Origin of the sequence: Guptibacillus sedimenti, assembly GCF_028610665.1 — a bacterium.
GTDB lineage: Bacteria > Bacillota > Bacilli > Bacillales > Guptibacillaceae > Guptibacillus > Guptibacillus sedimenti.
Genome location: NZ_JAQQWV010000002.1, coordinates 559,984 through 585,628 on the forward strand (window position 1 = coordinate 559,984; position 25,645 = coordinate 585,628).

Sequence of the window (25,645 nt, forward strand, 5' to 3'; positions counted from 1 at the left end):
AAGAGTATGAAAATGAAAGCGGCTGTAATGACGGGTCTAGGAGCACCGCTTGAGATTCAACAAGTGGAGCTTGCTCCACCAAAAGCAAATGAAGTGCTTGTGAAGATTGCTGCCACGGGTGTTTGTCATAGTGATCTAAATGCGGTACAGGATCCTTCTACCCCTTTTCCGACGATTCTTGGTCATGAAGGTGCTGGAACAGTGGTTGAAGTTGGCCCAAACGTCAGAACAGTTAAACCGGGAGACAAGGTCGCGTTAAGCTGGGTGCCGTATTGTGGTACTTGTGAATTCTGTGTAACGGGTGCCATTCATCTTTGTGAAGCTGCTTTTGGTCCAATGTTTAACGGTACGCTTCTTGATGGTACCTCTCGTCTTAGCAAAGATGGACTTCCGCTTTTTCATAACTCGCTTCTATCAACATTTGCAGAATATGCCGTTGTCCCAGACATGTCTTGCGTAAAATTACCGGATGCAATGCCACTTGCGCAAGCTTCTCTCATTGGCTGTGGGGTTGCGACTGGCTACGGGGCAGCGGTTAATGCAGCAAAAGTGACGCCAGGATCAACAGTCGCTGTGTTTGGAATTGGTGGTGTAGGCGTAAATGCGATTCAAGGGGCACGAATTGCCGGTGCTTCTAAAATCATTGCTTGTGATATGAAACCAGCCAATCTTGAAATTGCGAAACAATTCGGTGCCACCCATACGGTAAATGTTAGTGAAGGAGATGCACCTGAACTGATCCGAGCAATAACGAACGGGTTTGGCGTGCACTATGCAATTGACTGCTCAGGTCACACAGCAGCTACAACGAATGCATGGAATGCAACGCGAAAAGGGGGAACGATCGTTGTTGTAGGTGCGTTCCATCCTGAAATGTTACTTAGTCTTCCAGCTGGTGGTTTCCACCGAGTGGGCAAAGTAATCAAAGGAAGCTTTTACGGAGATACACAGCCGTATCGTGATTTTCCTAAAATCGCAGAGCTCTACATGGATGGAAAATTTATGCTCGATGAACTCGTCATTAGTCGCGTTTCATTAGAGGAAATTAACCAGGCATTTGACTCATTTCACGACTGCAACTGCGTTAATGTCGGACGGTCTGTCATTGATTTTCAGAAAGAACCGGTTCAAAACCGCGGATTTCACCCAGAATTTATCTGATTTAAACCGGCGGCTCACAGGAGCGGCCTCGCATAAGAGATAACAAATTGAGAGGGGTTACTACTATGAAGGGTTTTAAGCATCCGGTATTCTGGCCACCGTTTCTACTTGTTCTTGTGGCAGCAATACTCAGTTTTACGAACAAAGAAGCGTTTATTTCTGTCGCAACAAGCATGAATGATTGGGTGATTGCGAATCTAGGCTGGCTCTTTAGCATTGCAGGTCTCTTGATGGTTGTTGCGTGTATCGCTGTTTATTTCTCACCTCTTGGAAACATTCGCATCGGTGGTGATCAAGCAAAGCCAATGCTGAAGCCACTGACATGGTTTGCGATTACATTAACAACAACAATTGCGGCTGGTCTCACTTTCTGGGGAATTGTGGAACCACTTTATCATGTGTCTGCCCCTCCAGAATCGCTAGGCATAGAACCGAATAGCCCAGAAGCGGCGATCTTCTCGCTTTCGACGATGTATCTCCACTGGACAATCACACCATACGCCATTTACTGTCTGCCAGCCATTGTGTTTGCATTTGCTTACTATAATATGAAACGACCATTTAGCTTAAGCTCAACGCTTGCTCCGTTGTTCGGAGATCGACTTAATGGGAAATGGGCGAATGTCATTGATGCCCTTTGCCTTTATACACTCGCTCTCGGTATGGCCGCTTCGATGGGAACAAGTTTATTGAACCTTGGTGGTGGCGTCAATTACATTACCGGTATCGCGAGCTCGCCAACGCTATGGGCAGCGATTGCGATTGCTCTCATGGTGACATTCATTATTTCAGCTTCGACTGGATTAATGAAAGGAATCCGCATTCTTTCCAATATCAATATGCGTTTGTTTATCGGCATTATCATATTTATGTTTGTCGTTGGCCCTACTTCCTACTTATTAAATCTAGGAACCGAATCAGCGGGAAATTATTTTACGAACTTCTTTGATAAAAGTCTTTTTACTGGAGCATCGGCTGGTGATCAGTGGCCACAATGGTGGACAACGTTTTATTGGGCTAGCTGGTTCTCATGGGCGGCTATCACAGCGTTGTTCCTTGGAAGAATAGCATTTGGATATAAAGTGAAACAAATGATTCTCGTTAACTTTGCACTACCAGCGTTCTTTGGCGGACTCTGGATGACCATCTTTAGTGGAACGGCGATTAATATGGAAATGACCGGTGCGGGACTTGCGAATATCATGAATACATCTGGCGCAGAAGCAGCTCTTTATGCTGTATTTGATGCCTTACCGCTTGCGGCGATTGTGATTCCAATCTACGTATTCATCGTATTTATTTCGTTTGTTACAGCAGCAGATTCAAATTTAGCAGCAATGGGTGGTATTTCATCTACTGGCATTACGCCAAGTAGCCCTGAACCAAGTGTTCTCATTAAAGTTGTATGGGGAGTAACCGTTAGTCTGGTGGCATGGGTTATGATTAGTTATGCAAACATTGATGGGATTAAAATGTTAGCGAACTTAGGCGGGGTACCTGCTCTTTTCCTTTCTCTCTTTGTTCTTGGTTCATTAATGAAAATCATGCGTAACCCTAAGAAGTATGAGAAGTTTGAAGATGTTGAAGAAGCTTCTGATAAAGTAGATGTTAAGCAGGAGGATAAAGCGGTATAGGTGGAAGGGACGGACGTCCGTTCCTTTTTTTTCTTGAATGGATTACCGTATGAACGAATCGTGGTACACTAATGGCAGAGGAGTGGAGATGATAAAATGGGAAAATGTACAATTGATCACTCATACGGAGATGTAATGACAAAGCTCGAAAACCAATCACCTTATATGCCTGATGCGCTTGTCCAAGAAGCTTGTAGCTTCTTACATCAAACGATCGCTCAGGAAACGTTGAATGAGCTTTTTCATTTATTGAAGAAATATGATCTTGCTTCAGAAGAAGATCGACGAAATCGAGATGCTGAGCTTCGAAAGCTCATGAGTAACGGCAGCTAGAAGAGAATGACGGATAGAAAGAAGTGATAGGATATGACGACGAAATTATATTATAAAGATCCCTACATAACCACTTTTACCGCGGGGAAATGTGAGCAATTTACCGATGAGGAAAATCGCCCATACGTCGTTTTAGACCAAACGGCGTTTTACCCAACTGGTGGCGGGCAGCCGTATGATACTGGAACACTAAATGGCGTGCGGGTTCACGACGTAGAAGAAGTGGAAGGCGAAGTACGTCACTATGTTGATGGCACGCTCGATGAAGAGCAAGTTAAAGGCGAAATTAACTGGACAAGACGCTTTGATCACATGCAGCAGCATGCAGGACAGCATATTCTTTCAGCAGCTTTTGAAGATCGGCTCGGGTTTTGCACAGTCAGCTTTCATCTTGGTCAAGAAATTTGTACGATTGATTTAGATGTTGCCTATCTGAGCGAAGACGATGCCGAAGTAGCAGAAGCGTTTGCGAATGATGTCATCCAACAAAACCTGCCGATTGAAACAAAGTGGGTGAATGAAGAGGAACTGGCGCAATATTCGCTTCGCAAGCAGCTTGCTGTTTCAGAAAATATCCGACTAGTGATGATTCCAAACGTTGACTATAGCGGTTGTGGTGGGACACATCCTTCTTCGACTGGCCAGGTACGTGCCATTTCAATATTAAAAATTGAAAAGCAGAAAAAACAAACCCGCGTTCATTTTGTTTGTGGAAAGCGCGTGACGAATGAGCTTCGAACAAAACAAGCTGTTGTACAAGGACTTACGAACGTATTGAGCGTTCCGGAATACAAGCTTGTTGATGCAGCTGAACGCGTTCTTCTACAATCAAAAGAATATGAAAAAACGATTGATGAGTTAAATGAAAAGCTCCTTTCATTTGAGGCGAAAGAACTGTTACAATCAGCGGAATTAATCCATGATCAAAAAGTCGTTCAAATGATTTCATCACAATATGGTATGAAAGATCTACAAAAGCTAGCGAAAATAATCTTGAAGGAAGAGCCAGAGGTTGTTGTCTTTTTCATTGGTGAAAGCGATCAGAAGCTTCAGATCGTGTGTGGTAGAGGAGAAGAAGTTGATCAAGATATGAACCTTGCATTAAAAAAAGTACTCCCTTTCATTAATGGAAAGGGTGGAGGAAAGAAAGACTTTGCACAGGGTGGAGGAGACCCCATTCGCTCGGCAGAAGAAGTGTTAATTGAACTTGTAAAGGCTACATTTCAATAATAAAGGAGCGGGCTGAAGTCTCAGTGCGCTTTTTTAAGTTGGAAATAAAATGAAAATAACCCTTGCCTTACAAGGTAGTGATCGTTATACTGTAAGCATACCTTGTTTTACAAGATAGTTTAACCATTCTCATAACTCTTGCATAACAAGTGTTGTGAGATTAAAGGAAAAGGTGAAGGACATGCAAACGACGCAAATGTTAAAAGGCATCATTGATGGCTGTATATTATCCATCATTCATGAAGGAGAGGTTTATGGCTACGAGCTTGCCTCAAAGCTTGATTCGTACGGGTTTGAGTCGTTTAGTGAAGGAACGATTTATCCAATTCTTATTCGCTTACAGAAAGATCAGTTGATTCAATCAACATTAAAAAAATCAACAGCTGGTCCGAAGCGAAAGTATTATTCATTAACAGAAAAAGGAGAGGAAGAATTAGCGGGTTTTCAAAAGCGGTGGGATTATTTAAGTTCAACGGTAAATCAAATTTTACGCAAGGGGGAGTAAAAAGATGACAAAAGAAAATGAGAAATTTATTCAAGAGATGCGCGTTTACCTGATTACGAAAGGGGTGGATGAGGAAGAAATTGATAGCTTTCTCATGGAAGCGGAAGATCATCTAACTGAAGGAGAGAAAGAGGGAAAGAGTGCAGTTGATATGTTTGGGAAATCACCAAAAGCGTATGCGAAAGAGCTTATTGCTTCGATGGATCAGTCGCCAAAGGACAATCGAAAACTTATTGCGCGATTAATCGCTGGGGTATTTGGTATCTTTTTAGTTTCCCAGTTCATCGATGGAAATACGGCATTCTCGTTAATTGAATTGATTGGCTATCCCCTCTCGACCGTTATCTGGTTGATCGCACTAATCGGTGCTCTGCAGCTTAGTTCATTTCACAATGGTGTGAAAAGTTTTTTTATTGTATATGGCATAACGATGATTCCGATGCTTTTTACAGTAGGCGTAACGATTCTTCATATGGAGTATGGAACAGACATTTTATTTCTCAGTCAACCAGTTGTTTTTACAATGGGAGGCATCATTATTCTAGGTTTAATTGCGAACTTTACTTCTCTTATAGGAATCTTATCAAGCCTCGTATTGATGGCCATTCTTTTTGGAAGCCAGCTCCTTATTCGTCTGTTTCAGTTGGAAGGTTTCGGATGGGAGATAGGTGCCTATGCTGTTAGTGTGATTGGGCTTCTTTTGATGATGAACTTTCAGAAGCAAGTACCGAAACCATTTATGAAAGGCTAGATTAAGTGACGCCGATGTTAAAAGAGGCTTTACTTAACGACCTCTACAGGTAATCTGTTCATCTTTTTTACTCGAAAACTATGCAAAATAATGCCAGTAATGATAAGCATCATACCGATCCATGCGATCGTATTTGGGAGTGGACTAGATAGAAAGATTCCCTCACCAGCGAGAACAAACAAAACTTGCGTTGATTGTGTCGCTTCAACGGAGGCAAGCTTCGATTGATTGCGCCTCACTCGATCCGTTGCGATGAAGAATAGGGTTGTGGCGATAACCCCTGAACAGACGGCTACAATAAAAGATTGAATCACCTGTCCACTAGAAGGAAGACCAACGTTTGGAATGGCAAATAGACAGGTCGCGATCCAAAAAGGCAAACTGGCAACTGTCATGCCAAACACACGCTGAAACGTATCAAGACGTCCGTCGCAAATCTCCATTATTTTTCGATTTCCAAGCGGATAGGCAAATGAGGCAAGTAGGACAGGAAGAATACCAATGAAAACTTCATTCCATGAAAGATCGCTTGCTTTTTGCCATTGAATGAGGATAACACCAGCAAGAATGATGGTGGATATGAGAAGCGCTCTCGTTTGAATACGATGGCGTTTTTTTATTGGACCACGTGTCGTTTGTACGGTTGAATAAAAGAGTGGTGCAACGAGAATACCGGCTACAATTGTGATTTGCCACGTGCCAGCAACAAGCCACCCTGCTCCATATGATGCTGCGTAGGTTAATGGCGCATAAAATAAGACGAATCCTACAAAACTCCAGCTGAACCATTGAATGGGGTGCTTCTTCATTTGAATAAGAACTTGTTTCATGTTCCGTCTAATGAGTACAATAATAAGAAGAAAAGGAACCATGAAGAGGAAGCGAAGGGAAGCGCTCCACATCCAGCTACCGCCTGCTAGTTCCATTGATCGATTCAGTATAAATGTTACTGCGAAAAACATAGAGGCGAGAATGCCGAGCGCTATTTCCTTCATACGTATCACTTCCTATTAGTATACTATAATTACTCGTTTATATATTATAATATACTAAATGAATAAGTGAAGAAGTACAAGAAAAATTGTAGAGAGGACTATTTTGTGAGCGATCAAAAAGAAACCAATGCCCAAAAGCTTGCTCAGCAAGTTGGGGCAACGTTAAGAAGTATTCGAAAAGAGCGAGAGATGAGTTTGCAGGATCTTGCTGAGGTAACGGATGTTAGTAAACTGACGTTAGGGAAAATAGAAAGGGGAGAAGCGAATCCTTCTTTAACAGTCATATGGAAAATAGCGAATGGTCTTTCCATTCCGATCTCCAGTCTACTTGCAGAAAAAGAAGAAGTCGTTATTTCGAGAAGAAACGAAGGAAATAAGGTATTGAGCTCAAATGAAGATTTGACACTCGAGCCGATGTTTACGAACAGTGGCTATGGTTCTCTTGAAACACATCGCGCTTTTCTAAAACCAGGGGGTCAGTATTATGCGGAGGCGCACCAAGAGGGTGTGGTCGAATATGTGACTGTCATGGAAGGAAAGGCGACCGTTCAAGTTCTAGAGGAAACATATGAATTAAACATGTATGATTCAATTAAATTCAAGGCGGATCAGCGACATGGTTATCTCAATCCTAACCTAGAACCAGCCGTGCTTCACTTCGTCATGATATATCCTAATGTTAAGCAACAATCATAGAAAAAAGCCACAGGAATGTGGCTTTTTTCTTGTCATTATTTATTATAAACGGCTAAACGATCAATGAGTTGTGAACTCTCTTGGTTCACACCGGTTACTTTCACATCAATCTCGTTTTGTCTGAATTTCATAATCACTTTATCAACAGCACCAACCCCTGAGTCATCCCAGACGTGAGCATCAGATAAGTCGATTTCGACAGCTTTGATGCCTTCTTCTTTGTAATCAAAGCTATTCACAAAGTCAGTAACAGATGCGAAGAAAAGCTGACCATGAATGTGATAAATCTTTTTCTCAGTGATTTCGTCCATTTTCTCTTCAACACGTACTTTAGAGATTTTAGAAGCAAAGAATAGGGCACTTAATATAACACCAGCAAGAACACCTTTTGATAGATCATGTGTTGTGACAACTGTAATAACCGTAACAACCATCACGGCTGCGTCTGAACGCGGCATTTTATGAAGGTTTTTCAGTGAGCCCCAATCAAATGTACCGATTGAAACCATGATCATAACGCCGACAAGGGCTGCCATTGGTATTTTAACGAGTAGATCGTTTAATACTAAAATCAAAATCATTAAGAAAACACCAGCGACGAATGTCGATAAGCGTCCTCGTCCACCTGATTTCACGTTAATTACTGATTGTCCGATCATCGCACAACCAGCCATTCCTCCGAAAAATCCTGCAACTACGTTTGCCATACCTTGACCTTTTGCTTCTTTGTTCTTATTGCTATCCGTGTCTGTTAGATCATCCACGATTTGTGCAGTTAAGAACGTTTCAAGCAAACCAACAACAGCTAAAGCCATTGAATAAGGAAAGATAATTGCAAGCGTTTCAAAGTTTAGTGGGATACTTGGAATCAAAAATAACGGTAATGCTTGCGTTAATTCGCCCATATCGCCAACTGTTCGTACGCCACTGTTTAGTGAAATCGCTACGATTGTGATGACAACGATCGCGATAAGTGGTGACGGAACAGCTTTTGTGAAGCGTGGGACAATATAAATAATCGCAAGAGCACCTGCTACCATCAGATACATTGGCCAAGATTCACCAACAAAGTGTGGAAGCTGTGAAGTGAAAATTAAGATAGCCAGTGAGTTAACAAATCCAATCATGACAGAGCGTGGGACAAACTTCATAAAGCGAGCAAGTTTAAATACGCCAAGGAAGAATTGGATAACCCCTGTTAAGATTGTTGCTGCAAGTAAATATTGTAGACCGTGATCGGCGACTAGCGTTACCATCAGTAGCGCCATTGCTCCTGTTGCTGCAGAAATCATTCCTGGTCTACCACCAACGAATGAAATTACTACGGCGATACAAAAGCTTGCGTATAGTCCAACCATTGGATCGACTCCAGCGATTATGGAAAAGGCAATCGCTTCTGGGATTAAGGCAAGTGCGACAACGATGCCTGCCAGGGTATCGTTTTTCACATTGCCAAACCAATCTTGTTTAATAGAAGATAAGTTCAACGTTGCACCTCTTTCTAAATCTAGTATTGTGATGACTCCTAACTCTCATAGAAGTCGGGTCCGTTTACAACAAGATGAAGTTTAGCACAGAATCTATGAAAATGGAAATAGGTATGTAAGCGAAAATCATAAGTGTTATTCTCGTTAATTCTCTTATATACGCTTATTTACACATTAACTTGATTTTGATAATTTACTACTAGCACCATAAAAACGAGTGATTGAAGTTATTTTTAATCTAAATGAACCTAATTTGATATAACCTGTTATAATGAGTTATCGTACTGGTAGAGTTTTGGTCCATAGTCGAAAGAACTTTGTTAGAATAGGGTGATAGATTGATAAGGAGCGATAACATGAGTCAGGATAATGAGCATCATGATATTATGACAATCTCTCAAGTGGCGAAATATTTTCAAATTAGTGAGATGACCACATATAAATTAGTTCAGGATGGAAAAATTCCGGCTTTTAAAATTGGTAGTCACTGGCGTATTCAAAAGTCTGATCTTACTGAATTAATTAAGAAGCTTAAGAACGGTGAGCGGATTTAGACGCACTAAACGAAGAAAGCCCGATGATCCATACAGATCATCGGGCTTTCTTTATTATTTATGAAGCAGAGGCTTCTCCTCTAAGCTTACTCTCAATGTCTTCAAGGCTTCTTCCTTTCGTTTCTGGTACATACTTCATCACAAAGAAGAATGCAAATACGCCGATTATAGCAAAGATCACAAATACCCATGCTGTTCCGAGCGCACCAAGAAGAACAGGGAAGAATAAGGAAACAACGAGGTTTGATGCTGATAGTAATAGCGTCGTAAATCCTGTAGCAGCCCCCCGTGCCTTATTAGGGAAGAGCTCTGGTAGCATCACCCAAACAACTGGTCCCCAAGTAGCTGAGAAAAAGACGATAAAGAGACCGAGAAAGACAACAGTTAACCAGGCAATTGTCGTGGTTAATTCTGCTGTAAAGAGAATGGTAGCAAGAACGGCTAAGCTTAACGACATGCCAACATTGCCGAAGAGTAACAGTTTTTTTCGACCGAGTTTATCGATTGTAGCGATTGCAACAAGCGTCATAATTACGTTAACGATACCAATTCCAAGCGTACCAAGGATGGAAGCTGAATCACCAAGGCCAGCCTTTGTGAAAATGGTAGGTGCATAGTAGATCACCGCATTAATACCAATTAACTGCTGAAAGATGGCGATCCCACTTCCAACGAGAAGCATCGGGCGAATCCATTTTGATTTAAGAACATCCCACGTGCTTTCTTCCACTTCTTCAATCTTTTTCATTTGCTTCATTTCTTCATCAATTTCATCTTCTTTTCGCGTTAAAGCCATCACATTTCGTGCCTCATCTTCACGATTTCGTTTAATGAGCCAGCGCGGGCTTTCTGGCATAAAGAGAACGCCAATCATTAAGACGAGTGCAGGAACGGAAGCGAGTCCAAGCATCCAGCGCCAACCCTCAATTGGTGCAAATGCATAATTAATGAGGTAAGCAAGCACAATTCCTATCGTAATCATTAGTTGATTAAGTGAAGCAAGTGCGCCCCTTGATCTTGTTGGCGCCATTTCTGATAAGTATACAGGTACAATGGCTGTAGATCCCCCGACAGCTAGTCCAAGAATAACGCGACCTATAATTAAAACGACAGCATTCGGAGATAAAGCCAATACGAGTGAACCGATTAAATAAATGAGTGCGATTGCAAAAACAACCCGTCTTCGCCCAAAACGATCTGAGACATATCCGCTCATGCCCGCCCCTACGATCGCACCACCTAATAGCGAGCTAACGACAACCCCTTGTAGAAAATCGGATAAAGGGATGTCTTGTTCAATAAATAATAACGCGCCAGATATGACACCGGTATCATATCCATACAATAATCCCCCGAGCGCCCCGAAGAAAAAAATCCAACCTTTGCTTATGTTTCTTTTCATAGAAGTACCCACCTTTTTTATAACTTCTTTCTTCCAAATAACTTCCACTATTTTGTTGGATGCAAACATGTCGTTTGAGAACGAATGTGTTCAGAAAAGGAAAGCTCTTTTCTTGACTTGTGACACGGTGTCACATATAGTTGGGGAGGTGATATGACACCGTGTCATAATTTTGTTGGTAGGTGATTTAATGTGCCAAAAGCAACGTTCTATAATTTAAAAGAAGAAAAGCGACAAATCTTAATTGATGCGGCGAAACAGGAATTTTCAAGAGTTTCTCTTTACGAAGCATCTATATCCAATATCTTAAAAACAGCTGGCATCCCAAGGGGAAGTTTTTACCAATATTTCGAGGATAAAGAAGATGCGTTTTTTTATTTATTAAATGAACATGCAAAAGAACGTCACGAATGCTTGGTTTCAAACTTAAAAAAATTTGAAGGAGATTTGTTTAAAGCGATTAGTGAAATTTTTAGGTCGACACTTGAGCATTCTGAGGATAAAGGGCAAAGGGATTTTATACGAAACGTATTACTTAATATGAACTACAAAATTGAAAACACGTTTTCACAATATTTATCAGAAGACGTTGCTAATGAGCGGTATGATGACATTTATGATCTTGTTAATGCAGAACAGTTAAATGTATCAAGCCGAAAAGAAATGTTTCATGTGATGCAAATTCTAACCGCAGTTACCTTTCATAATTTGATTCACAGCGTTTCGAACAATTTATCAGTCTCAGCTGCAATGAAGAAATATGAGACGGAACTTAAACTATTGCAATCGGGACTTATGCGATCGTCTTCTTAATTAACATCAAGAAAACAAACAGTGAGAAAGAAGGGAGAACATGAACGACAACCAACAATCAGGAGAAGGGATTGACTCCTTTAACAAAGTGCCGCTTTTGATCGTTCTTTTATCTGGGGCTTTTGCAGCCATTTTAAACCAAACGCTTCTTGCAACAGCTCTGCCACATATCATGGTCGATCTCGATCTTGAGGCAAGTACAGCTCAGTGGTTAACGTCGATCTTTATGCTCGTCAATGGCGTGATGATTCCGATTACAGCATTTCTAATAGGAAAGTTCACCACAAGAACACTCTTTTTAACTGCGATGGGATTATTTGCAGTCGGAACGGCGATTTGTGCAGTGGCACCGAATTTTCCCCTCCTCATGGTCGGAAGAATTATCCAGGCTTCTGGGGCGGGAATTATTATTCCCCTCATGCAAACGATCCTCTTTTTAATCTTTCCCGTTGAAAAACGCGGAACGGCAATGGGAATGTTTGGCCTTGTCATTTCATTTGCACCAGCAATCGGACCGACGTTATCCGGTTGGCTCGTCGAACAATATCCGTGGAGAAGTTTGTTTTATGTCATTCTTCCCATTGTGATGATTGATTTTGTTATTGCTTATTTGATTTTAAAAAACGTGACAGAACAAACGAATCCGAAGCTTGATATTTTATCAATCGTCCTTTCTTCACTAGGATTTGGCGGTTTGCTGTACGGGTTTAGTAGTGCAGGTACGAATGGATGGGCAAGTGAGCAGGTTATTATTTCCATGCTTATTGGCGCAGTTACGCTATGCTGGTTCATTTTACGTCAGCTAAAATTAAAACAGCCCGTGCTTCAATTTAGAGTGTTTCAATATAAGCTTTTCACGTTAACAACGGTATTAGGAATGGTTGTTTTTATCGCGATGATTGGGGCGGCAACTGTGCTCCCTTTGCTGATGCAAAATATGCTTGGTTTCACAGCGTTTGAATCAGGTTTAATGCTTTTACCTGGTGCTCTTATAATGGGCTTTATGAACCCTATTACTGGACGAATTTTTGATAAGTTTGGGGCAAAGTGGCTTGCCATTATTGGGCTGATCATCGTAACGGTGACGACATTTATGTTTACGAACTTAACCCCAGAAACAACGTTCACTTATCTTGCCATTGTGAATGCGGTAAGAATGTTCGGGGTTGCCATGGTTATGATGCCGGTGACAACAGCTGGACTTAATCAGCTTCCAGCTCATCTTATTCCACATGGCACAGCCATGAACAATACCATGCGTCAGGTGTCTGGTGCGGTTGGTACAGCCCTTCTAGTAACCGTCATGTCCCAAGCGGCACAGCCATCTCGTGGTGTGGAAGGTCTTGTTCACGGAGTGAATGTCTCCTTTATCGTTGCGGGAATTTCTGCGATTATTGGGCTTGTGATGGCATTCTTTATCAGGCAGCCAAAAGCGGATAAAGAACCTGCTGAACGAACCAAAGTAGCAACTGAAAATTAACAGAGTGAATCATTAAGAGGATCTCTTTTCTAAAGAATTGATCTAGATCCTATAAAGAACTAACCCTTCAAAAACTCTTTCTACACATAAGTAGGAAGAGTTTTTTTAGCAGATGAAACGAATATCCTACTCATTCGTAGAAAGAGATAACCTTTGTTAGAAGGAGCGGTATATGATGAAAAAATCAAAGAATGAAAGCAAGATGGGATTAGGGATAGGGCTTGGAGTGGCGATCGGAGCAGGAGTAGGGGTTGCACTCGATAACATTGCAGTAGGAATTGGTGTTGGCATCGCGCTAGGAGTGGCTTATGGTAGTCGTGTAAATAAAAAGAAGGATTAGAGAAAGGCAGCCCAACCTACTATGAGGTTGAGCTGCTTGTTTATTTGTTTTGGTTCGCATATACGGCCATGGCATTTCTCATAAAGAGCGCGAGACCTTCTCCGTATTGGTCAATGTTCTTTGTGAAACGCTCATCCTCGATATACATTTGACCAAGACCTTGAAAAGCCTCAAGCGTATAATGATAGCCTACATTGTTGTTTAGAAAGTCATACCACTCGTGAATGGCATTCTGTGCTTCTTCTGAAGCGGGTGATCCGTGTCTTAACTTGGCAAGCTTTTGATAAATAGCATGAAAAGACTGCTCGAGTACATCTTTTTCAACCGAATTTAGTCTATTTAATTTTTGTGACGACTGATTAATCGCTTCATCCCCAAATTTTTTCCGAGCTTCCTGTTCGTACTGGTTTTGAGAAAAATCCAAACCTTTAAATTTTTCTTGATCTGTCATAGTCCGTTCTCCTTTCACATTCTGAATCGTTTGGTCGATCGTTGCAATGATGGTTTCCAGACGTTCTTTCTTTTCGACAAGTCGTTCTTTTTGATAGTGCAATGCTTCAAGTTGATTGAAATCAGGCCGTTCTAAAATATTCTTAATTTTCTTAAGTGGGAAATCAAGTGCTTTAAAGAACAAAATTTGCTGTAGCTTTTCAATATCATCGTTCGAATAAAGACGATAGCCGGTTTCTGATGTTGCAGGCGATAATAGGCCAATTTCGTCGTAGTAATGAAGGGTTCGAATGCTAATACCAGTTAAGTTAGCAACTTCTTTCACATGTTTCATAACAACATCTCCTCCTTTCCATGTTAACTTTAGAGGATTACGTAAGGTAAGAGTCAACATCAAAGATAAACATCTTTCGTCTTATTAAATAGATTCCTCCTCGTACTCGATTTCTTTCTCGCGGAAAAATGTTATTATTTAGGTGAATGTAGTGAATGTTTAGAATAATGTACTAATCCACATTTTTCCCCTTTCGCGATAAGACAACTACAAGGAGGAGCATATGCAGGAAATGTCAATGGTTTTAAGAGATGGAAGAAGGCTTGGCTATTGGGGTTATGGTGACGAAACAGGGACACCGATCATGCTTTTTCATGGAACACCAGGATCACGCATCTGGTTTTTAGAAGATGATGAACTGGCAAAAGCAATGGGCATTTACTTAATTTCAATTGATCGACCAGGATACGGACTTTCGACTTTTCAACATAACAGAACAATTCTAGACTGGGCTGTTGATGTTGAGGAGCTTGCATCCCATCTTGGTTTAAACCGTTTTTCTGTCCTCGGCGTTTCTGGAGGGGGACCGTTTGCTGCGGCGTGTGCGTTTGCTTTACCTGATCGGATTCATCATACCGCACTTGTTTCTTCAGCTATGCCTTTTCGAAAGGGGAAAGCGCCGAAGGAAATGGCGAAAGAAAACCGCATTGCTTTTTTTCTCACAAAGTACTTTCCATGGGTGATTAGGAAAGCGAACCTAGCTCAAAAGAAAATGTTAGAGAAAAATCCTGCGAAATACAAGTCCTCTATGTTAACTGCCACACACCGTCATCTCTCCAAGTGGGATCGCGAATTGCTAAAAGAAGAACCACTTGTGGAAACGAGCTACTATCATGCAAAAGAAGCTTATCGGCAAGGTGTAGAAGGTGTGATGTATGAAACGCAGCTTTTATCGAAAGAATGGGGCTTTGAAATTAGTGAGATTCGAAGTCCACTTCGAATCTGGCATGGAGAAAAAGATACGCTCTCACCAGTGAGCGAAATTCGTAAGTTGGCAGCACATAGTTCATCAACTGAAATTACTGTAATTGATGAAGGAGGTCATTTTTTAACGGAAAATGAAGATCTTTGGGCTGATATGTTACGATATTTAAAAGGTAGTAGTAATGGCGTTTACGTCAACGCTTAAACGATGGAGATGATGAATTGAAATCAGAAAGAGAAAAAATGGTGAGCGGGGAGCTTTATCGTCCAGACGATCGTGAGCTTCTAGGGGATCGCCTTCATGCAAGGAAAATAACAAGATTATACAATCAAACCATTGAAACAGATTTAGAAGAAAGAACGAGATTGTTGAAGACCTTTTTTGGTTCAACGAAACAGAATGTGTACATTGAACCCACGTTTAAATGTGATTACGGTTACAACATTCATGTGGGAGAGAACTTTTTCGCGAACTTCGACTGCGTATTTCTAGATATTTGTGAGATTCGATTTGGAGACAATTGTATGTTAGCTCCAGGTGTACATATTTATGCTGCCACGCATCCGCTCGATCCAACCGAACGTAATTCAGGTCAAGAATATGGAAAGCCTGTTTTGATTGGTGACAATGTATGGATTGGCGGAGGCGCGATTATCAATCCAGGTGTAACGATCGGAGACAATGCCGTTATTGCTTCAGGAGCGGTCGTTGTTAAGGATGTACCGGCAAATGTGGTGGTTGGCGGGAATCCAGCAAGAGTACTTAAACACATAGAGTGCTAAACCACATTTAAGTGAGAAGCATCATCAGTTTATCTAGCTACTTTTGACCCATTCTCTTATCACAATACCACACTTAGTTAATCGTCTGATGTAATGATGAAAGCGTTACATTAAACTGGTATACTTTTAAAAAGACCGATACATGTAGAGAGGGGTGAATGGGCAATGGCTGTACGAGAGCAACTACTAGACTATTTGGATCAAAACCTAGAAAGCTATCTTATTAAATGGAAAGCGAAAATTCGAATTGCCGATACGGATGTTCACCGAGATAAAGTAGAGGCGAATGGCATTCTGATGTACCGTCTAGTGCAGAAAAACATTGAGCAACCGATTTGTGAGGAAAAAATCATATCGCTAGCTCATAAAGTTGCGATTGAGCGAGCTGAAGCAAACGTGAATATTGGCGATTTTATTTATAATGTGAATGCGGGTCGAAGTGTTCTTATGAAGCATATGACCTACTCAAATGTACAAGTGAATGATTTGCAAACGATTTTAGATTCTATCAATGAACTCTTTGATCTGTTTTCATATCATGCCGTAACAGAATATACGAAGTTAAAAGAAAATGAACTTCAGGAGAAAATTTCTTTTATTGATGAAACGCATCAGGAGAAGCTTTCGATTCTAGGTCAGATGTCTTCTAGTTTCGTACACGAATTTAGAAACCCACTTACTGCAATTATGGGGTTTGTAAAGCTGCTACAAAAAGAAAACCCTTCGTTAAATTATATTGATGTGATAGACCATGAACTTCAGCAGTTAAATTTTCGTATTGCTCAGTTTCTTCATGTCTCGAAGAAGGAAATCGATAGTGGACTTGAAGAATGGTTAGAAGTGAATGCGATCTTCGAGTCAATTATAGAATTCATTTATCCTAGTATTGTTGACATAGACGTAGAGATTCGAAATGACTTTCCTGAAGGTATTTCTATTTTTGGACAACAGGATAAGTTAAGGCAAGTTTTTCTTAACATCCTCATGAATTCTTTAGATGCTTTGAAGGCTGAAGGTTTTCCAAGATGTATACGCATATATGGTGAAGAGTTGCATGGCACAATTCATATTCATATTACGAATAACGGCCCTAAGATCCCAATAGAAACATTAGATCGAATATTTGAACCTTTTTATACTACGAAAGAACTTGGCACTGGGATTGGTCTGTATGTTTGTCAGAAGATCATTCAAAATCATAGCGGGAACATTAGCTGTCAGTCAGATGAAAACGAAACAACTTTTACGGTAAGCTTACCCTTTCTAGATAAAAGTGATATGTAGAATGAACCACTTTAAATTGCTTTCCTATTAAGAGGACGATTATAATATGGGCAAGATTCATTGGACTTATTAGCTATAAAATTCCTTTTCAGGGGAACTGGCTTCAATTTAAGGGGTGAGAAGTAATGATTACGAAAAATGCAGGTAAGCTAAGTAAGGCTTATTTTAAGTCGTATATGCAACTCGTTATGAGTTCGCGAGATTTCTCTTTAGAAAAGGCGAGGTCATATGCGTTTGAAGAACTTTTTCAAGGTGATGAAATGAAAAACGGTGAAGAAACGTATCAGAAATTCACACAAGCTTATGAAGAACTTTCACAAGAACCGCGTTAGTCGAGAATGAAACATTGAACAGTTGATGAGAGACTCCCAGCAGTCTCTTTTTTCATTGCTGTTTCGGTTAAAGAGAGGGGCTTTATCTTGTTTGGATGGGAGTATGTGCCCGAATGGTTTCCATGGTTTGCTGTAGTCGTGGTCATATTGTTTATCGTTTTAAGCGAATGGTGGATTAGAAGATAGAAAACAGGTCAGGAATATAATCCTGACCTGTTTTTTCGTATGCATTTTTTTGAAAGGCTCCAGCGCTTGTCGGACCTACCGGGCGCTTGCGCTTTTCTGATCTAGCTCCAGCGCCCAGGTCCTCGAGACGCTTCAGACTTTCATCCGAACACAAAGACCGTGTTCAAATGAAAGTCTTCCAGCGCTTGTCGGACCTAAACGGGCGCTTGCGCTTTTCTTTATTAAAGCATTTTATATTCTTCGTGTCTTACGACGATTCGTTTTTCTTCGTCTTCTGAGTATTCTTCCCATTCAGCCACAATCGTATTGTTCAATAAGCTAACTACTTTAGCTTTTCGGTTATCGATTTCGACTACACTACCGATTTCAGGGAGAATGATTTCCTGTTCTTCCTCCATGCAAATCCCTCTTTTCCATTTAAACTGATTTATATAATAACATAATTCATTTCTTATGCCTAACAATCTGAGAAATTTGGTTCTTACATTTAAATCAGAAGTTAAAAGTGTGTGTAATTGCTTGAATTGGAGCGGAAAGACAGGTTAGATTGTACACTAGCCATTTTTCCTGATCATAATGGTAACGTGGTGTGCATATAGTGAAACATAGCCTATTCTCTCCCCCCTCCTTGCGAGGGGATTTTTTGTGTGTTGGAACAGATTTGGAAAACAGTTATTTTCGCTCTTTCATGTCTTATAGGCGAGGTGTAAAATAGGAATAGGAAATGAATACATATTCAGGAGGTTATCAAATGTTCCGTCAAATGGAAGATTTTGTTCATGTTTGGGAGCGCGAAACGGCGCAAACTGGTAAACTATTGAGTTATTTAACAGATGAGTCTCTTTCACAAAAGGTTGCACCAGATCACTTTACGCTTGAAAAGTTAGGGGTTCACTTATCACAGGCAATCACGTTTATGATGTCTAGTGCTGGACTTGATCTAACTCCTTTAGAAGAACGGGAGTCATACAATGCTCATGAAATTAAAGCGTTATATGAGCAAACGGCTGAAGGTTTTGTCCGTGTGCTACAAGAGCAGTGGAATGAAGAAAAATTATCAGAATCAACAACGTTTTTTGGTAGTGAAACAACTTACGGAAGTATTCTGTATTTATTGCTTCAACATCAAACACACCACCGAGGACAAATGACGGTTCTGATGCGTCAAGCCGGTTTAACGGTTCCTGGAATGGTAGGGCCATCTCGAGAAGAATGGGCTGCTATGAAAGGGTAATGAATGCGGAACAGAGGGTTTCTTCAATAAAGAAGAAGCTCTCTGTTTATTTGTTAGAAGAAAAAAGACAATAAATCTCTTTTCCTCACATATACTGCCTGTGAAAAGAGGTGGAAATGTGGTGGATGAAAAGCAATCATGTTCTCTTCCGAACTGTGCACAAACAAACGATCAGGCTCCTTTATTTCGAGCTGAAGCCTATGATCCGATTGAGAAGAAGATTAAAGAAATCGATCTTGCGGACTATAAAGGAAAATGGGTAATCTTATTTTTCTATACAAGTGATTTTACCTTTGTGTGACCAACAGAACTAGCAGCGGTCGCTGCTATTTATCCAGAGCTTCAAGCTATGAATACTGTTGTACTCGGCATTAGTACAGATAGCGTGTATGCCCATAAAGTTTTTACCGAGGTGTCACCAGCCGCCTCTAAAGTGAACTATCCTCTTGTTAGTGATCGGAATCACCGGATTAGCCGAGACTACCGCGTGTTAAATGAAGAGGAAGGTGCAACATATCGAGGAACAGTTATTATAAATCCAGAAGGCATCATTGTTTCAAAAATGATGTATCCTGTCGAGGTAGGAAGAAACGCTTTTGAAATTCTTCGTCTCATGCAAGCACTTCGATATAATAAAAAAACAGGAGAAGCAGTGCCGGCAAATTGGGTGCCCGGTCAACCAGGAATCGTTCGTCGGTCAAAGTATATTGGAAGGGTGTGAGAGCTTCGGAATCAGTCCGCTGCTCTTTTTTTATGGCTATCAATGAAGGCCACCAACTCGATAGCATGTTAGAAGGTAGGGGAGAAGGGGAAGGATAGTACTGTTGAAGGTTATGGTTTGAAATACGCGAAAATAGTGGAATGTTTTCCAATTGATTAATTACGTTGGAGTTCTAAAAGAAGTTGTTAGAAGGGAGGGAAGTTTGGCTATGAATCCAACGAAACAAGCTAAAATATTTGATACCCATGCCAAAATGTACGAAAAAAGAAGACAGAAAGCAACAATAGATACGAAGTGGAGACACGAGTTATTAGCTAAGGCAGATGGAGATATACTTGAGCTATCTGCAGGAACAGGAACAAATTTTCCGATCTATCAAAACATTTCCTCGCTCACAGCCGTCGATTTTAGTTTGGAAATGGTTCGGTATGCGAGGGAGGCTGCAAAGGAAACGACATATCCGTGTACTGTGCTCCATCAGGATGTGGAAAAACTTGAGTTTGAAGAAAATACATTTGATACGGTTGTATCAACACTGTCTATGTGTTCTTACCCACACCCAGCCTTTGTGCTAGAGCAAATGGCGAAATGGTGTAAGCCAGGCGGACAAGTTTTATTGTTTGAGCACGGCGTTAGCACAAACCCCGTAGTAGGTAAATTACAGAATAAACTAGATCCCTTCTTAGCAGAAAGGATAGGCTGTCATGTTAACAGAAATATGTTGGGTTATGTTAAGCAATCAAGCTTGCATGTGAATCGGATTGAAAGCCACTTATTTGGCATGTTTCATCTTATCTTTGCAACAAAACACGAGGCATAGCAAAAGGCTGATTTTATCTAAACTTGTCGAATAATGACTTGTTTTGATAAGCGGTTACGATTGGATCAAGATTGTGATTTAATAGAAGAAGTGACGAGCGGACAGTGAACGAAATAGCTTAAGAAATTGATTCGAATGAAACCTTTTCTATTGTCAAAGCGTCTATAGAATGAACCGTTTTGATAACGAAAGTTCGTCGCAAAAAATTAGAGTAATCGCCGTTTGTAACATTCGGATTACTTTTTTGTTACGTTAATGTTACAATGGGCGTGTTAATCTAAATGAAAGTGTGGCTATAAATATGTGTGGTTTTGTTGGGGTATTACGTACAGAACCAGGAAAAACGGATCATCACAATCATGCTGATTTCAAGAAAAGAAATCAAATTATTACGCATAGAGGTCCCGATGATGAGGGCTATTATACAGATGAATCAATTTCTCTTGGTTTTAGAAGATTAAGTATTATCGACCTTGAAAGTGGCCATCAGCCTTACCATTATGAAAATAAGCGCTATTGGATGGTTTTTAATGGTGAAGTTTATAACTATGTTGAACTTCGTGAACGATTAAAGAAAGAAGGTTATACGTTCCAAACAGAGTCAGACACAGAAGTTGTGCTAACTCTTTTTGTTCATAAAGGAGAAAAGGCATTCGCAGAATTAAGGGGAATGTTTTCTATCCTCATTTGGGACAAGCTTGAAAAGAAACTCGTTGGTGCACGTGATCCTTTTGGCATTAAGCCGCTTTACTACAAGCAAACAGAAGAAGAAGTTATTTTTGCTTCTGAGAAAAAAAGTATTACGATGATTGATCAGTTCGAAGCAGTGAATCCGGCAGCTCTTCAGCATTATTTAAGTTTTCAATATGTGCCAGAACCTTTGACAATGACAGAGGGTATTAAGAAAGTCGAGCCTGGTCATTATTTTGTGAAGAAACATCACGAACCAATAATATTCAAACGTTATTTCCACGCAACATTCACACCAATAACAGCAGAACGAAATTGGGTGAAGGATATTCAAAACGTTCTTTATGATTCCGTTAATATGCATATGCGCAGTGATGTTCCAGTAGGTTCTTTCTTATCGGGAGGAATTGACTCATCCATTATCGTTTCCATGGCAAAGAAATTCAATCCGCAAATTAAAACTTTTTCTGTTGGTTTTGAGCGGGAAGGATACTCTGAAGTTGACGTTGCCAAGGAAACGGCTGATAAACTTGAGGTTCCTAATTATTCATATATGATTTCTGCTAAGGAGTATGTTCAAAAGCTTCCTAAGATTATGTGGCATATGGATGACCCTCTGGCGGATCCAGCCTGTGTGCCTCTTTATTTCGTGGCACGAGAAGCAAGAAAGCATGTGACGGTTGTTTTATCTGGTGAAGGTGCTGATGAGCTCTTTGGTGGATATAACATTTATCGTGAACCGGATGCGCTTCGTCTTTTCCAGCCAATGCCTGGTGTGATGAAGAAGATGGTGAATCGTGTTGCGAATGTGTTGCCTGAGGGAGTTCGAGGAAAAAGTTTTCTTGAGAGGGGTTCAACACCACTTTCTGAGCGTTATATCGGAAATGCTAAGATGTTTGAGGAGAATGAAAAGAAAAAGCTACTCACCACTTACTACGAAAATGAGCATTATCAAAAAATTACCAAACCATTTTATCAAAATGTGAAGCGAGACAATCCGGTTAATCAGATGCAATACATCGACATTCAAACGTGGTTAAGAGGAGATATTCTTTTAAAAGCGGATAAGATGACGATGGCGAATGCTCTCGAATTACGCGTTCCATTTTTAGATAAAGAAGTGTTTAAAGTCGCACGTGAGATTCCTGTTCATGAAAAAATAGCAGACGGTACAACAAAGTCGATTCTTAGGAAAGCTGCGCGTGGAATCGTGCCGGATCATGTTTTGGATCGAAAGAAACTTGGTTTCCCAGTACCGATTCGCCACTGGTTAAGAAATGAATTATACGAATGGGCAAAGCAGTTGATTCATGTAAGTGAAACCGATTATTTGATCGATAAAACGATTGTGATAAAGCTTCTTCAAGCACATAAAGCTGAAAAAGGAGATTATTCACGAAAAATATGGACCGTGCTAATCTTTATGCTCTGGCATCAAATTTTTGTGGAAGGCGTTTATTCGTTTGAAGAACTGCAAAAAGAAGATGAAATTGTAAGCAAAGTAGCAACGTATCGGTAAATAAAAAGGGTGACCCTCTAGAGGGTCACCCTTTTTGCGTTCACGTCAAAAATTAGGAATGCTTTTCTTCAATTTCAAGAAGGCGTTTTTCGATTGGTTTATAATCATCTTGATGCCCTGTAAAGATGGCGAGGTCATAAAGACGATTTAACAAGTAATCACGGTCGAGATGGTAGATGAACTGTTTTGGAATATGGTCCATAGAATTTTTAGCGAAATCCCAAACAACATCAAGCTTATCTTTACTAATCGATTGGGCAACCATGCTAAGGGCAGCGATAATTTCAGTTATGATCGGGTAATTGTCTCCTGCGTAATGCCTTAAATAGCCAAAGCCACGATAAAGATAATAATTAAAATCTTCTGTATCCATGACAACTCTTACTTGTTGTTCACGATCGGCAAGATAAGGGGTGAATGTGATGTCTCGCTCGACTTCGAGAAGGAGATCAGCCATTTGGTGAATGACGGTTATGGTCGTTTGGGGATCGTCATTACCTAATGATTTCACACCGATTTCTGCGAGTTTCGTCATGCCCATCTTTAAATCTTGAATCTCCGTTTCTTTATAGCCCTGCTCAATGTGGTTGCAGTACTTTTCTACGTTTACTCGCTCTGCTCCAGTTCCCCAGTAAGAAAAGAAGCGGTTCCCTTCTAATACGTAATCTCCTACTTTATTATGAAGTTTAATAATAATTTGATCTTTTTGAGCTTCATCAATCATGGCTTTAAAGTCAATAAGTTGGATGTATCCTGAGTCGGGAGCTGTAATAAGCGTTTCGGTTTCTCGTTCTTTCTCCATGAGATCGCCGGGGTCTTCACAGCGAAATTGTTCAAGGTCGTTTCTAAGTGTTTCTCTCACAATCGAAATCGATTCTTCCTTCATGTTTGTGGCAATATTATGTACCTGCATCCAACTTGTTGCATGGTTGATAAAGAAAATAAACGTAATAACCGTCACAAAAGCGAGGAAAACGGTTGTGCCTGGAATGGCAACGAAATACTCATCTTCTTTACTTGTAATAAATAAGAAAACGACAAGGACATAAACAAAGCTTCCGTGGAAAATACCGATAAAGTGCTGAGTGGTTCGATCTGCTACGAAGTTAAGTAGCATTCGAGGTGAGAATTGTCCGCTAAATGTTGTCAGAACAACGAGTAAGGAGTTAAGCGTAAAGGCGCTTAGCGTTAAAATCCCGCCAATAAGGGCACTAATGAGTAACCTGGTAGGTTGTGCAGTCGTTCGAATCATGTTGGGTGTGTACTGTGAAAGTTCGAGAACCAAATCTAAATATAACGTGAGGGCGACAAAAACAAAGGCACCTAAAATATATAATCCTGGCATATACCAGAGCGTTGCCTGAAGTTCATGTTTACGGATTCGCTTTGACATCTCGAAATACTTCCGTAACTGCCATGGTAAGAGTTTCTTCATTATGACTGGGGCTCCCTTCAATATCTTTCATTAACACTTTAGAATTACCCTCAGTGTGGGTCGTTAAACCGTGGTGGGGAAAAAAGTATTCTTTTTTTCTAGTAATGTAAGGCGGTTAACCAAAACACACTTTATAAAATCGTTCTGAATCAACGTACATGCATAGGTTAAGAAGGCGGGGGAATAATGAATTGATAGAGCATGAAAACGAAGGTGATCAACATGATGTTCGAAAAAGCAATTCTCTGGTTATTAGTTTTTTTAGGAATTGGTTTATTTATATTTAGTCTTCGAAAGCCCCCATTAAAAGAATGGCTTCTCTTTTTTTTACTTACAGGGTATTTTTCTTCTATTATTGGCGTTATTGTTGTCGAAGAAGGGATGCTTACTTATCCTGTCAACTTGTTTAATCGACATTTTGACTCTAGCCTTACATATGAATATGTATTATTTCCGGTATTAGGCATTTATTATTATCAGTCGACATTTCGTTCAGGATGGGGTGGTTATGTTGGGAAGGCAGCCATTTATTCGGCGATTATTACGATCTTGGAATTTTTTCTCGAAAAATATACAGATCTTATTCACTATGAGAGCTGGACTTGGTGGTATACGTTTTTGAGTACACTGTTATTGTTGGTGATGATTAGGGTGATTGTAAAATATTTACCTGGTAACGAACAGCAGAGATAACGCATGATTTTCACAATAGGAATGAATACTATCTTCAGAGTCCATAGAATGGAGGTAGTCGAGTTGTTACAAAAACTAATCTTATTATTAAGTATAACGGTGCTTTTCCTAGTCCCGATTAACGTTCATGCGGAAGCTCCTTCTTATGCAAAATGGGGAAAAATAGCTATTGAGGAAACGACGAAAAAATATCCAGATCAACAAGTGACTGACTATAGGTACGATGGGAAAGTATTTATCTCTGATGTAAGAGAACAATATGATTTTGAATTTACGTTAAAGCAAAACGGTCAGTCAAGAGAGATTCGCGTGTATGTACTCGTTAATCCTCAAAAAGATAAGCTGATCGATGTGAAGTATGATGAGATCGAAGAATTTCAATAAGCCGCGTTAAAGCCAGTTGTGATAACTGGCTTTTTGTTGTTGGCGCTGTAAAAGAAGGATTTTAGTGTGTTAAATCGAATAATAGTAGCTAGAGATAAAGAGCGATTTCACAAATAAGGAGAGGAAGAGCGTGAACATTATTAAGCGTAAGGCAGATGTAGAAGCATTGCTAAAGGATTTCAATCAACTAGCTGAATTTGATCAGGTTGGTCAAAAGCATTATATGGTTTTTGTGGATACTGAAAGAAATGGCCTTTGTACTCTCATGAAATATAAAAACTCGTCGTTTTCTATTCATTGTAAAGGTGCATCGTATTGCGATGAAGAGGAGCGGTTTTTGGAATCTGAAGAACTTATTCACTATTTATGGAAGAGCCGAAAAGCCGTTAATGCAGTGCTTCGTGATTCAATGAAGGATAAGATTGAAGCTTAGAACAAATGAATTGAGTTCTACTCTTTGTGTAATTGATTCCTT

General features: G+C 40.3%; 28 protein-coding genes. 22 read left to right on the forward strand and 6 right to left on the reverse strand.

The features are described from left to right. The first annotated feature begins 6 nt into the window (after positions 1 to 6). From PQ578_RS11225 to PQ578_RS11250, 6 genes are all read left to right on the forward strand, one after another. Positions 7 to 1,161, forward strand: coding sequence for a Zn-dependent alcohol dehydrogenase (locus PQ578_RS11225; protein ID WP_273834397.1), 1,155 nt, complete (start codon positions 7 to 9; stop codon positions 1,159 to 1,161). A 65-nt stretch (positions 1,162 to 1,226) separates the two neighbouring features. Then, positions 1,227 to 2,795 carry a BCCT family transporter gene (locus tag PQ578_RS11230; RefSeq protein ID WP_273834398.1) on the forward strand — a complete coding sequence of 523 codons (1,569 nt, stop codon included), beginning with the start codon at positions 1,227 to 1,229 and terminating at the stop codon, positions 2,793 to 2,795. 96 nt (positions 2,796 to 2,891) lie between these two features. Further along, entirely contained in the window at positions 2,892 to 3,128 is a 237-nt protein-coding gene (locus PQ578_RS11235) for a hypothetical protein (RefSeq protein ID WP_273834400.1), read from the forward strand. A gap of 33 nt (positions 3,129 to 3,161) precedes the next feature. Continuing rightward, positions 3,162 to 4,358: an alanyl-tRNA editing protein gene (locus PQ578_RS11240; RefSeq protein WP_273834401.1), complete on the forward strand. Its 1,197-nt coding sequence runs from the start codon at positions 3,162 to 3,164 to the stop codon at positions 4,356 to 4,358. Positions 4,359 to 4,539: 181 nt separating this feature from the next. Beyond that, positions 4,540 to 4,863: a PadR family transcriptional regulator gene (locus PQ578_RS11245; RefSeq protein WP_273834403.1), complete on the forward strand. Its 324-nt coding sequence runs from the start codon at positions 4,540 to 4,542 to the stop codon at positions 4,861 to 4,863. A gap of 4 nt (positions 4,864 to 4,867) precedes the next feature. After that, complete coding sequence (locus tag PQ578_RS11250) at positions 4,868 to 5,614, forward strand: DUF1129 family protein (protein WP_273834404.1); 747 nt, start codon at positions 4,868 to 4,870, stop codon at positions 5,612 to 5,614. 29 nt (positions 5,615 to 5,643) lie between these two features. Here the strand turns inward: PQ578_RS11250 and PQ578_RS11255 are convergent, their stop codons facing one another. Continuing rightward, positions 5,644 to 6,609: a DMT family transporter gene (locus PQ578_RS11255; RefSeq protein WP_273834405.1), complete on the reverse strand. Its 966-nt coding sequence runs from the start codon at positions 6,607 to 6,609 to the stop codon at positions 5,644 to 5,646. A gap of 105 nt (positions 6,610 to 6,714) precedes the next feature. On the opposite strand from PQ578_RS11255, the gene PQ578_RS11260 reads away from it, so the two are divergent. Then, positions 6,715 to 7,305, forward strand: a complete 591-nt coding sequence (locus PQ578_RS11260; RefSeq protein ID WP_273834406.1) for a helix-turn-helix domain-containing protein — start codon at positions 6,715 to 6,717, stop codon at positions 7,303 to 7,305. Between the two features lie 35 nt (positions 7,306 to 7,340). Here PQ578_RS11260 and PQ578_RS11265 read toward each other — a convergent pair whose 3' ends face one another. Further along, positions 7,341 to 8,792 carry a SulP family inorganic anion transporter gene (locus PQ578_RS11265; RefSeq protein WP_273834408.1) on the reverse strand — a complete coding sequence of 484 codons (1,452 nt, stop codon included), beginning with the start codon at positions 8,790 to 8,792 and terminating at the stop codon, positions 7,341 to 7,343. Positions 8,793 to 9,148: 356 nt separating this feature from the next. Between PQ578_RS11265 and PQ578_RS11270 the strand changes: the two genes are divergently transcribed. After that, positions 9,149 to 9,346: a helix-turn-helix domain-containing protein gene (locus tag PQ578_RS11270; protein ID WP_098442909.1), complete on the forward strand. Its 198-nt coding sequence runs from the start codon at positions 9,149 to 9,151 to the stop codon at positions 9,344 to 9,346. A 58-nt stretch (positions 9,347 to 9,404) separates the two neighbouring features. Here the strand turns inward: PQ578_RS11270 and PQ578_RS11275 are convergent, their stop codons facing one another. Continuing rightward, positions 9,405 to 10,748: a sugar porter family MFS transporter gene (locus tag PQ578_RS11275; protein ID WP_273834411.1), complete on the reverse strand. Its 1,344-nt coding sequence runs from the start codon at positions 10,746 to 10,748 to the stop codon at positions 9,405 to 9,407. A 192-nt stretch (positions 10,749 to 10,940) separates the two neighbouring features. Here PQ578_RS11275 and PQ578_RS11280 point away from each other — a divergent pair, with 192 nt between their 5' ends. The 3 genes from PQ578_RS11280 (at position 10,941) to PQ578_RS11290 (ending at position 13,381) form a co-directional block, all read left to right on the forward strand. Further along, a complete protein-coding gene (locus PQ578_RS11280) occupies positions 10,941 to 11,561 on the forward strand; it encodes a TetR/AcrR family transcriptional regulator (protein ID WP_273834412.1) in 621 nt (206 codons plus the stop codon). A gap of 40 nt (positions 11,562 to 11,601) precedes the next feature. Beyond that, the gene (locus PQ578_RS11285; protein ID WP_273834413.1) at positions 11,602 to 13,041 is read left to right on the forward strand and encodes a DHA2 family efflux MFS transporter permease subunit; all 1,440 of its coding nucleotides are present in this window, start codon (positions 11,602 to 11,604) and stop codon (positions 13,039 to 13,041) included. Positions 13,042 to 13,216: 175 nt separating this feature from the next. Then, positions 13,217 to 13,381 (forward strand): glycine zipper domain-containing protein, encoded by a 165-nt coding sequence (locus PQ578_RS11290; RefSeq protein WP_273834415.1) that lies wholly within the window; start codon positions 13,217 to 13,219, stop codon positions 13,379 to 13,381. Positions 13,382 to 13,421: 40 nt separating this feature from the next. Here PQ578_RS11290 and PQ578_RS11295 read toward each other — a convergent pair whose 3' ends face one another. Further along, entirely contained in the window at positions 13,422 to 14,165 is a 744-nt protein-coding gene (locus PQ578_RS11295; protein WP_273834416.1) for a MerR family transcriptional regulator, read from the reverse strand. 223 nt (positions 14,166 to 14,388) lie between these two features. Here PQ578_RS11295 and PQ578_RS11300 point away from each other — a divergent pair, with 223 nt between their 5' ends. From PQ578_RS11300 to PQ578_RS11315, 4 genes are all read left to right on the forward strand, one after another. Beyond that, the gene (locus PQ578_RS11300; RefSeq protein WP_273834417.1) at positions 14,389 to 15,294 is read left to right on the forward strand and encodes an alpha/beta fold hydrolase; all 906 of its coding nucleotides are present in this window, start codon (positions 14,389 to 14,391) and stop codon (positions 15,292 to 15,294) included. A gap of 17 nt (positions 15,295 to 15,311) precedes the next feature. Next, positions 15,312 to 15,872 carry a maltose acetyltransferase domain-containing protein gene (locus tag PQ578_RS11305; RefSeq protein WP_273834418.1) on the forward strand — a complete coding sequence of 187 codons (561 nt, stop codon included), beginning with the start codon at positions 15,312 to 15,314 and terminating at the stop codon, positions 15,870 to 15,872. A 165-nt stretch (positions 15,873 to 16,037) separates the two neighbouring features. Continuing rightward, a complete protein-coding gene (locus tag PQ578_RS11310; protein ID WP_273834419.1) occupies positions 16,038 to 17,156 on the forward strand; it encodes a sensor histidine kinase in 1,119 nt (372 codons plus the stop codon). A 125-nt stretch (positions 17,157 to 17,281) separates the two neighbouring features. Continuing rightward, positions 17,282 to 17,488, forward strand: a complete 207-nt coding sequence (locus tag PQ578_RS11315; RefSeq protein WP_273834420.1) for a hypothetical protein — start codon at positions 17,282 to 17,284, stop codon at positions 17,486 to 17,488. Between the two features lie 407 nt (positions 17,489 to 17,895). On the opposite strand, the gene PQ578_RS11320 is transcribed toward PQ578_RS11315, so the two are convergent. Beyond that, positions 17,896 to 18,072: a hypothetical protein gene (locus PQ578_RS11320; protein ID WP_159781973.1), complete on the reverse strand. Its 177-nt coding sequence runs from the start codon at positions 18,070 to 18,072 to the stop codon at positions 17,896 to 17,898. Between the two features lie 353 nt (positions 18,073 to 18,425). On the opposite strand from PQ578_RS11320, the gene PQ578_RS11325 reads away from it, so the two are divergent. The 4 genes from PQ578_RS11325 to asnB all read left to right on the forward strand — a co-directional run bounded on the left by PQ578_RS11325 (position 18,426) and on the right by asnB (position 22,658). Continuing rightward, positions 18,426 to 18,908, forward strand: coding sequence for a DinB family protein (locus PQ578_RS11325; RefSeq protein ID WP_273834421.1), 483 nt, complete (start codon positions 18,426 to 18,428; stop codon positions 18,906 to 18,908). A gap of 121 nt (positions 18,909 to 19,029) precedes the next feature. Then, a complete protein-coding gene (locus PQ578_RS11330) occupies positions 19,030 to 19,629 on the forward strand; it encodes a peroxiredoxin (RefSeq protein WP_273834422.1) in 600 nt (199 codons plus the stop codon). A 208-nt stretch (positions 19,630 to 19,837) separates the two neighbouring features. Beyond that, positions 19,838 to 20,449: a class I SAM-dependent methyltransferase gene (locus PQ578_RS11335; protein ID WP_273834423.1), complete on the forward strand. Its 612-nt coding sequence runs from the start codon at positions 19,838 to 19,840 to the stop codon at positions 20,447 to 20,449. A 301-nt stretch (positions 20,450 to 20,750) separates the two neighbouring features. After that, on the forward strand, positions 20,751 to 22,658 hold the full coding sequence (gene asnB / locus PQ578_RS11340; RefSeq protein WP_273834425.1) for an asparagine synthase (glutamine-hydrolyzing): 1,908 nt from the start codon (positions 20,751 to 20,753) through the stop codon (positions 22,656 to 22,658). A gap of 52 nt (positions 22,659 to 22,710) precedes the next feature. On the opposite strand, the gene PQ578_RS11345 is transcribed toward asnB, so the two are convergent. Continuing rightward, entirely contained in the window at positions 22,711 to 24,093 is a 1,383-nt protein-coding gene (locus PQ578_RS11345; RefSeq protein WP_273834426.1) for a DUF2254 domain-containing protein, read from the reverse strand. Between the two features lie 225 nt (positions 24,094 to 24,318). Between PQ578_RS11345 and PQ578_RS11350 the strand changes: the two genes are divergently transcribed. The 3 genes from PQ578_RS11350 (at position 24,319) to PQ578_RS11360 (ending at position 25,603) form a co-directional block, all read left to right on the forward strand. After that, positions 24,319 to 24,786, forward strand: coding sequence for a CBO0543 family protein (locus PQ578_RS11350; RefSeq protein WP_273834427.1), 468 nt, complete (start codon positions 24,319 to 24,321; stop codon positions 24,784 to 24,786). A 63-nt stretch (positions 24,787 to 24,849) separates the two neighbouring features. Further along, positions 24,850 to 25,170, forward strand: coding sequence for a DUF3889 domain-containing protein (locus PQ578_RS11355; RefSeq protein WP_273834428.1), 321 nt, complete (start codon positions 24,850 to 24,852; stop codon positions 25,168 to 25,170). Between the two features lie 130 nt (positions 25,171 to 25,300). Further along, entirely contained in the window at positions 25,301 to 25,603 is a 303-nt protein-coding gene (locus PQ578_RS11360) for a hypothetical protein (RefSeq protein WP_273834429.1), read from the forward strand. The last annotated feature ends 42 nt before the right edge of the window (positions 25,604 to 25,645 follow it).

Bases quoted from the DNA above. Each gene is read 5' to 3' on its own strand.
- PQ578_RS11345 (WP_273834426.1), bottom strand. From the start codon at position 24,093: ATGAAGAAACTCTTACCATGGCAGTTACGGAAGTATTTCGAGATGTCA.
- PQ578_RS11325 (WP_273834421.1), top strand. From the start codon at position 18,426: ATGTTCCGTCAAATGGAAGATTTTGTTCATGTTTGGGAGCGCGAAACG.
- PQ578_RS11335 (WP_273834423.1), top strand. From the start codon at position 19,838: ATGAATCCAACGAAACAAGCTAAAATATTTGATACCCATGCCAAAATG.
- PQ578_RS11255 (WP_273834405.1), bottom strand. From the start codon at position 6,609: ATGAAGGAAATAGCGCTCGGCATTCTCGCCTCTATGTTTTTCGCAGTA.
- PQ578_RS11230 (WP_273834398.1), top strand. From the start codon at position 1,227: ATGAAGGGTTTTAAGCATCCGGTATTCTGGCCACCGTTTCTACTTGTT.
- PQ578_RS11315 (WP_273834420.1), top strand. From the start codon at position 17,282: ATGATTACGAAAAATGCAGGTAAGCTAAGTAAGGCTTATTTTAAGTCG.
- PQ578_RS11290 (WP_273834415.1), top strand. From the start codon at position 13,217: ATGAAAAAATCAAAGAATGAAAGCAAGATGGGATTAGGGATAGGGCTT.
- PQ578_RS11285 (WP_273834413.1), top strand. From the start codon at position 11,602: ATGAACGACAACCAACAATCAGGAGAAGGGATTGACTCCTTTAACAAA.
- PQ578_RS11275 (WP_273834411.1), bottom strand. From the start codon at position 10,748: ATGAAAAGAAACATAAGCAAAGGTTGGATTTTTTTCTTCGGGGCGCTC.
- PQ578_RS11270 (WP_098442909.1), top strand. From the start codon at position 9,149: ATGAGTCAGGATAATGAGCATCATGATATTATGACAATCTCTCAAGTG.
- PQ578_RS11320 (WP_159781973.1), bottom strand. From the start codon at position 18,072: ATGGAGGAAGAACAGGAAATCATTCTCCCTGAAATCGGTAGTGTAGTC.
- PQ578_RS11245 (WP_273834403.1), top strand. From the start codon at position 4,540: ATGCAAACGACGCAAATGTTAAAAGGCATCATTGATGGCTGTATATTA.
- PQ578_RS11310 (WP_273834419.1), top strand. From the start codon at position 16,038: ATGGCTGTACGAGAGCAACTACTAGACTATTTGGATCAAAACCTAGAA.
- PQ578_RS11295 (WP_273834416.1), bottom strand. From the start codon at position 14,165: ATGAAACATGTGAAAGAAGTTGCTAACTTAACTGGTATTAGCATTCGA.
- PQ578_RS11350 (WP_273834427.1), top strand. From the start codon at position 24,319: ATGTTCGAAAAAGCAATTCTCTGGTTATTAGTTTTTTTAGGAATTGGT.
- PQ578_RS11225 (WP_273834397.1), top strand. From the start codon at position 7: ATGAAAATGAAAGCGGCTGTAATGACGGGTCTAGGAGCACCGCTTGAG.
- asnB (WP_273834425.1), top strand. From the start codon at position 20,751: ATGTGTGGTTTTGTTGGGGTATTACGTACAGAACCAGGAAAAACGGAT.
- PQ578_RS11250 (WP_273834404.1), top strand. From the start codon at position 4,868: ATGACAAAAGAAAATGAGAAATTTATTCAAGAGATGCGCGTTTACCTG.
- PQ578_RS11235 (WP_273834400.1), top strand. From the start codon at position 2,892: ATGGGAAAATGTACAATTGATCACTCATACGGAGATGTAATGACAAAG.
- PQ578_RS11300 (WP_273834417.1), top strand. From the start codon at position 14,389: ATGCAGGAAATGTCAATGGTTTTAAGAGATGGAAGAAGGCTTGGCTAT.
- PQ578_RS11240 (WP_273834401.1), top strand. From the start codon at position 3,162: ATGACGACGAAATTATATTATAAAGATCCCTACATAACCACTTTTACC.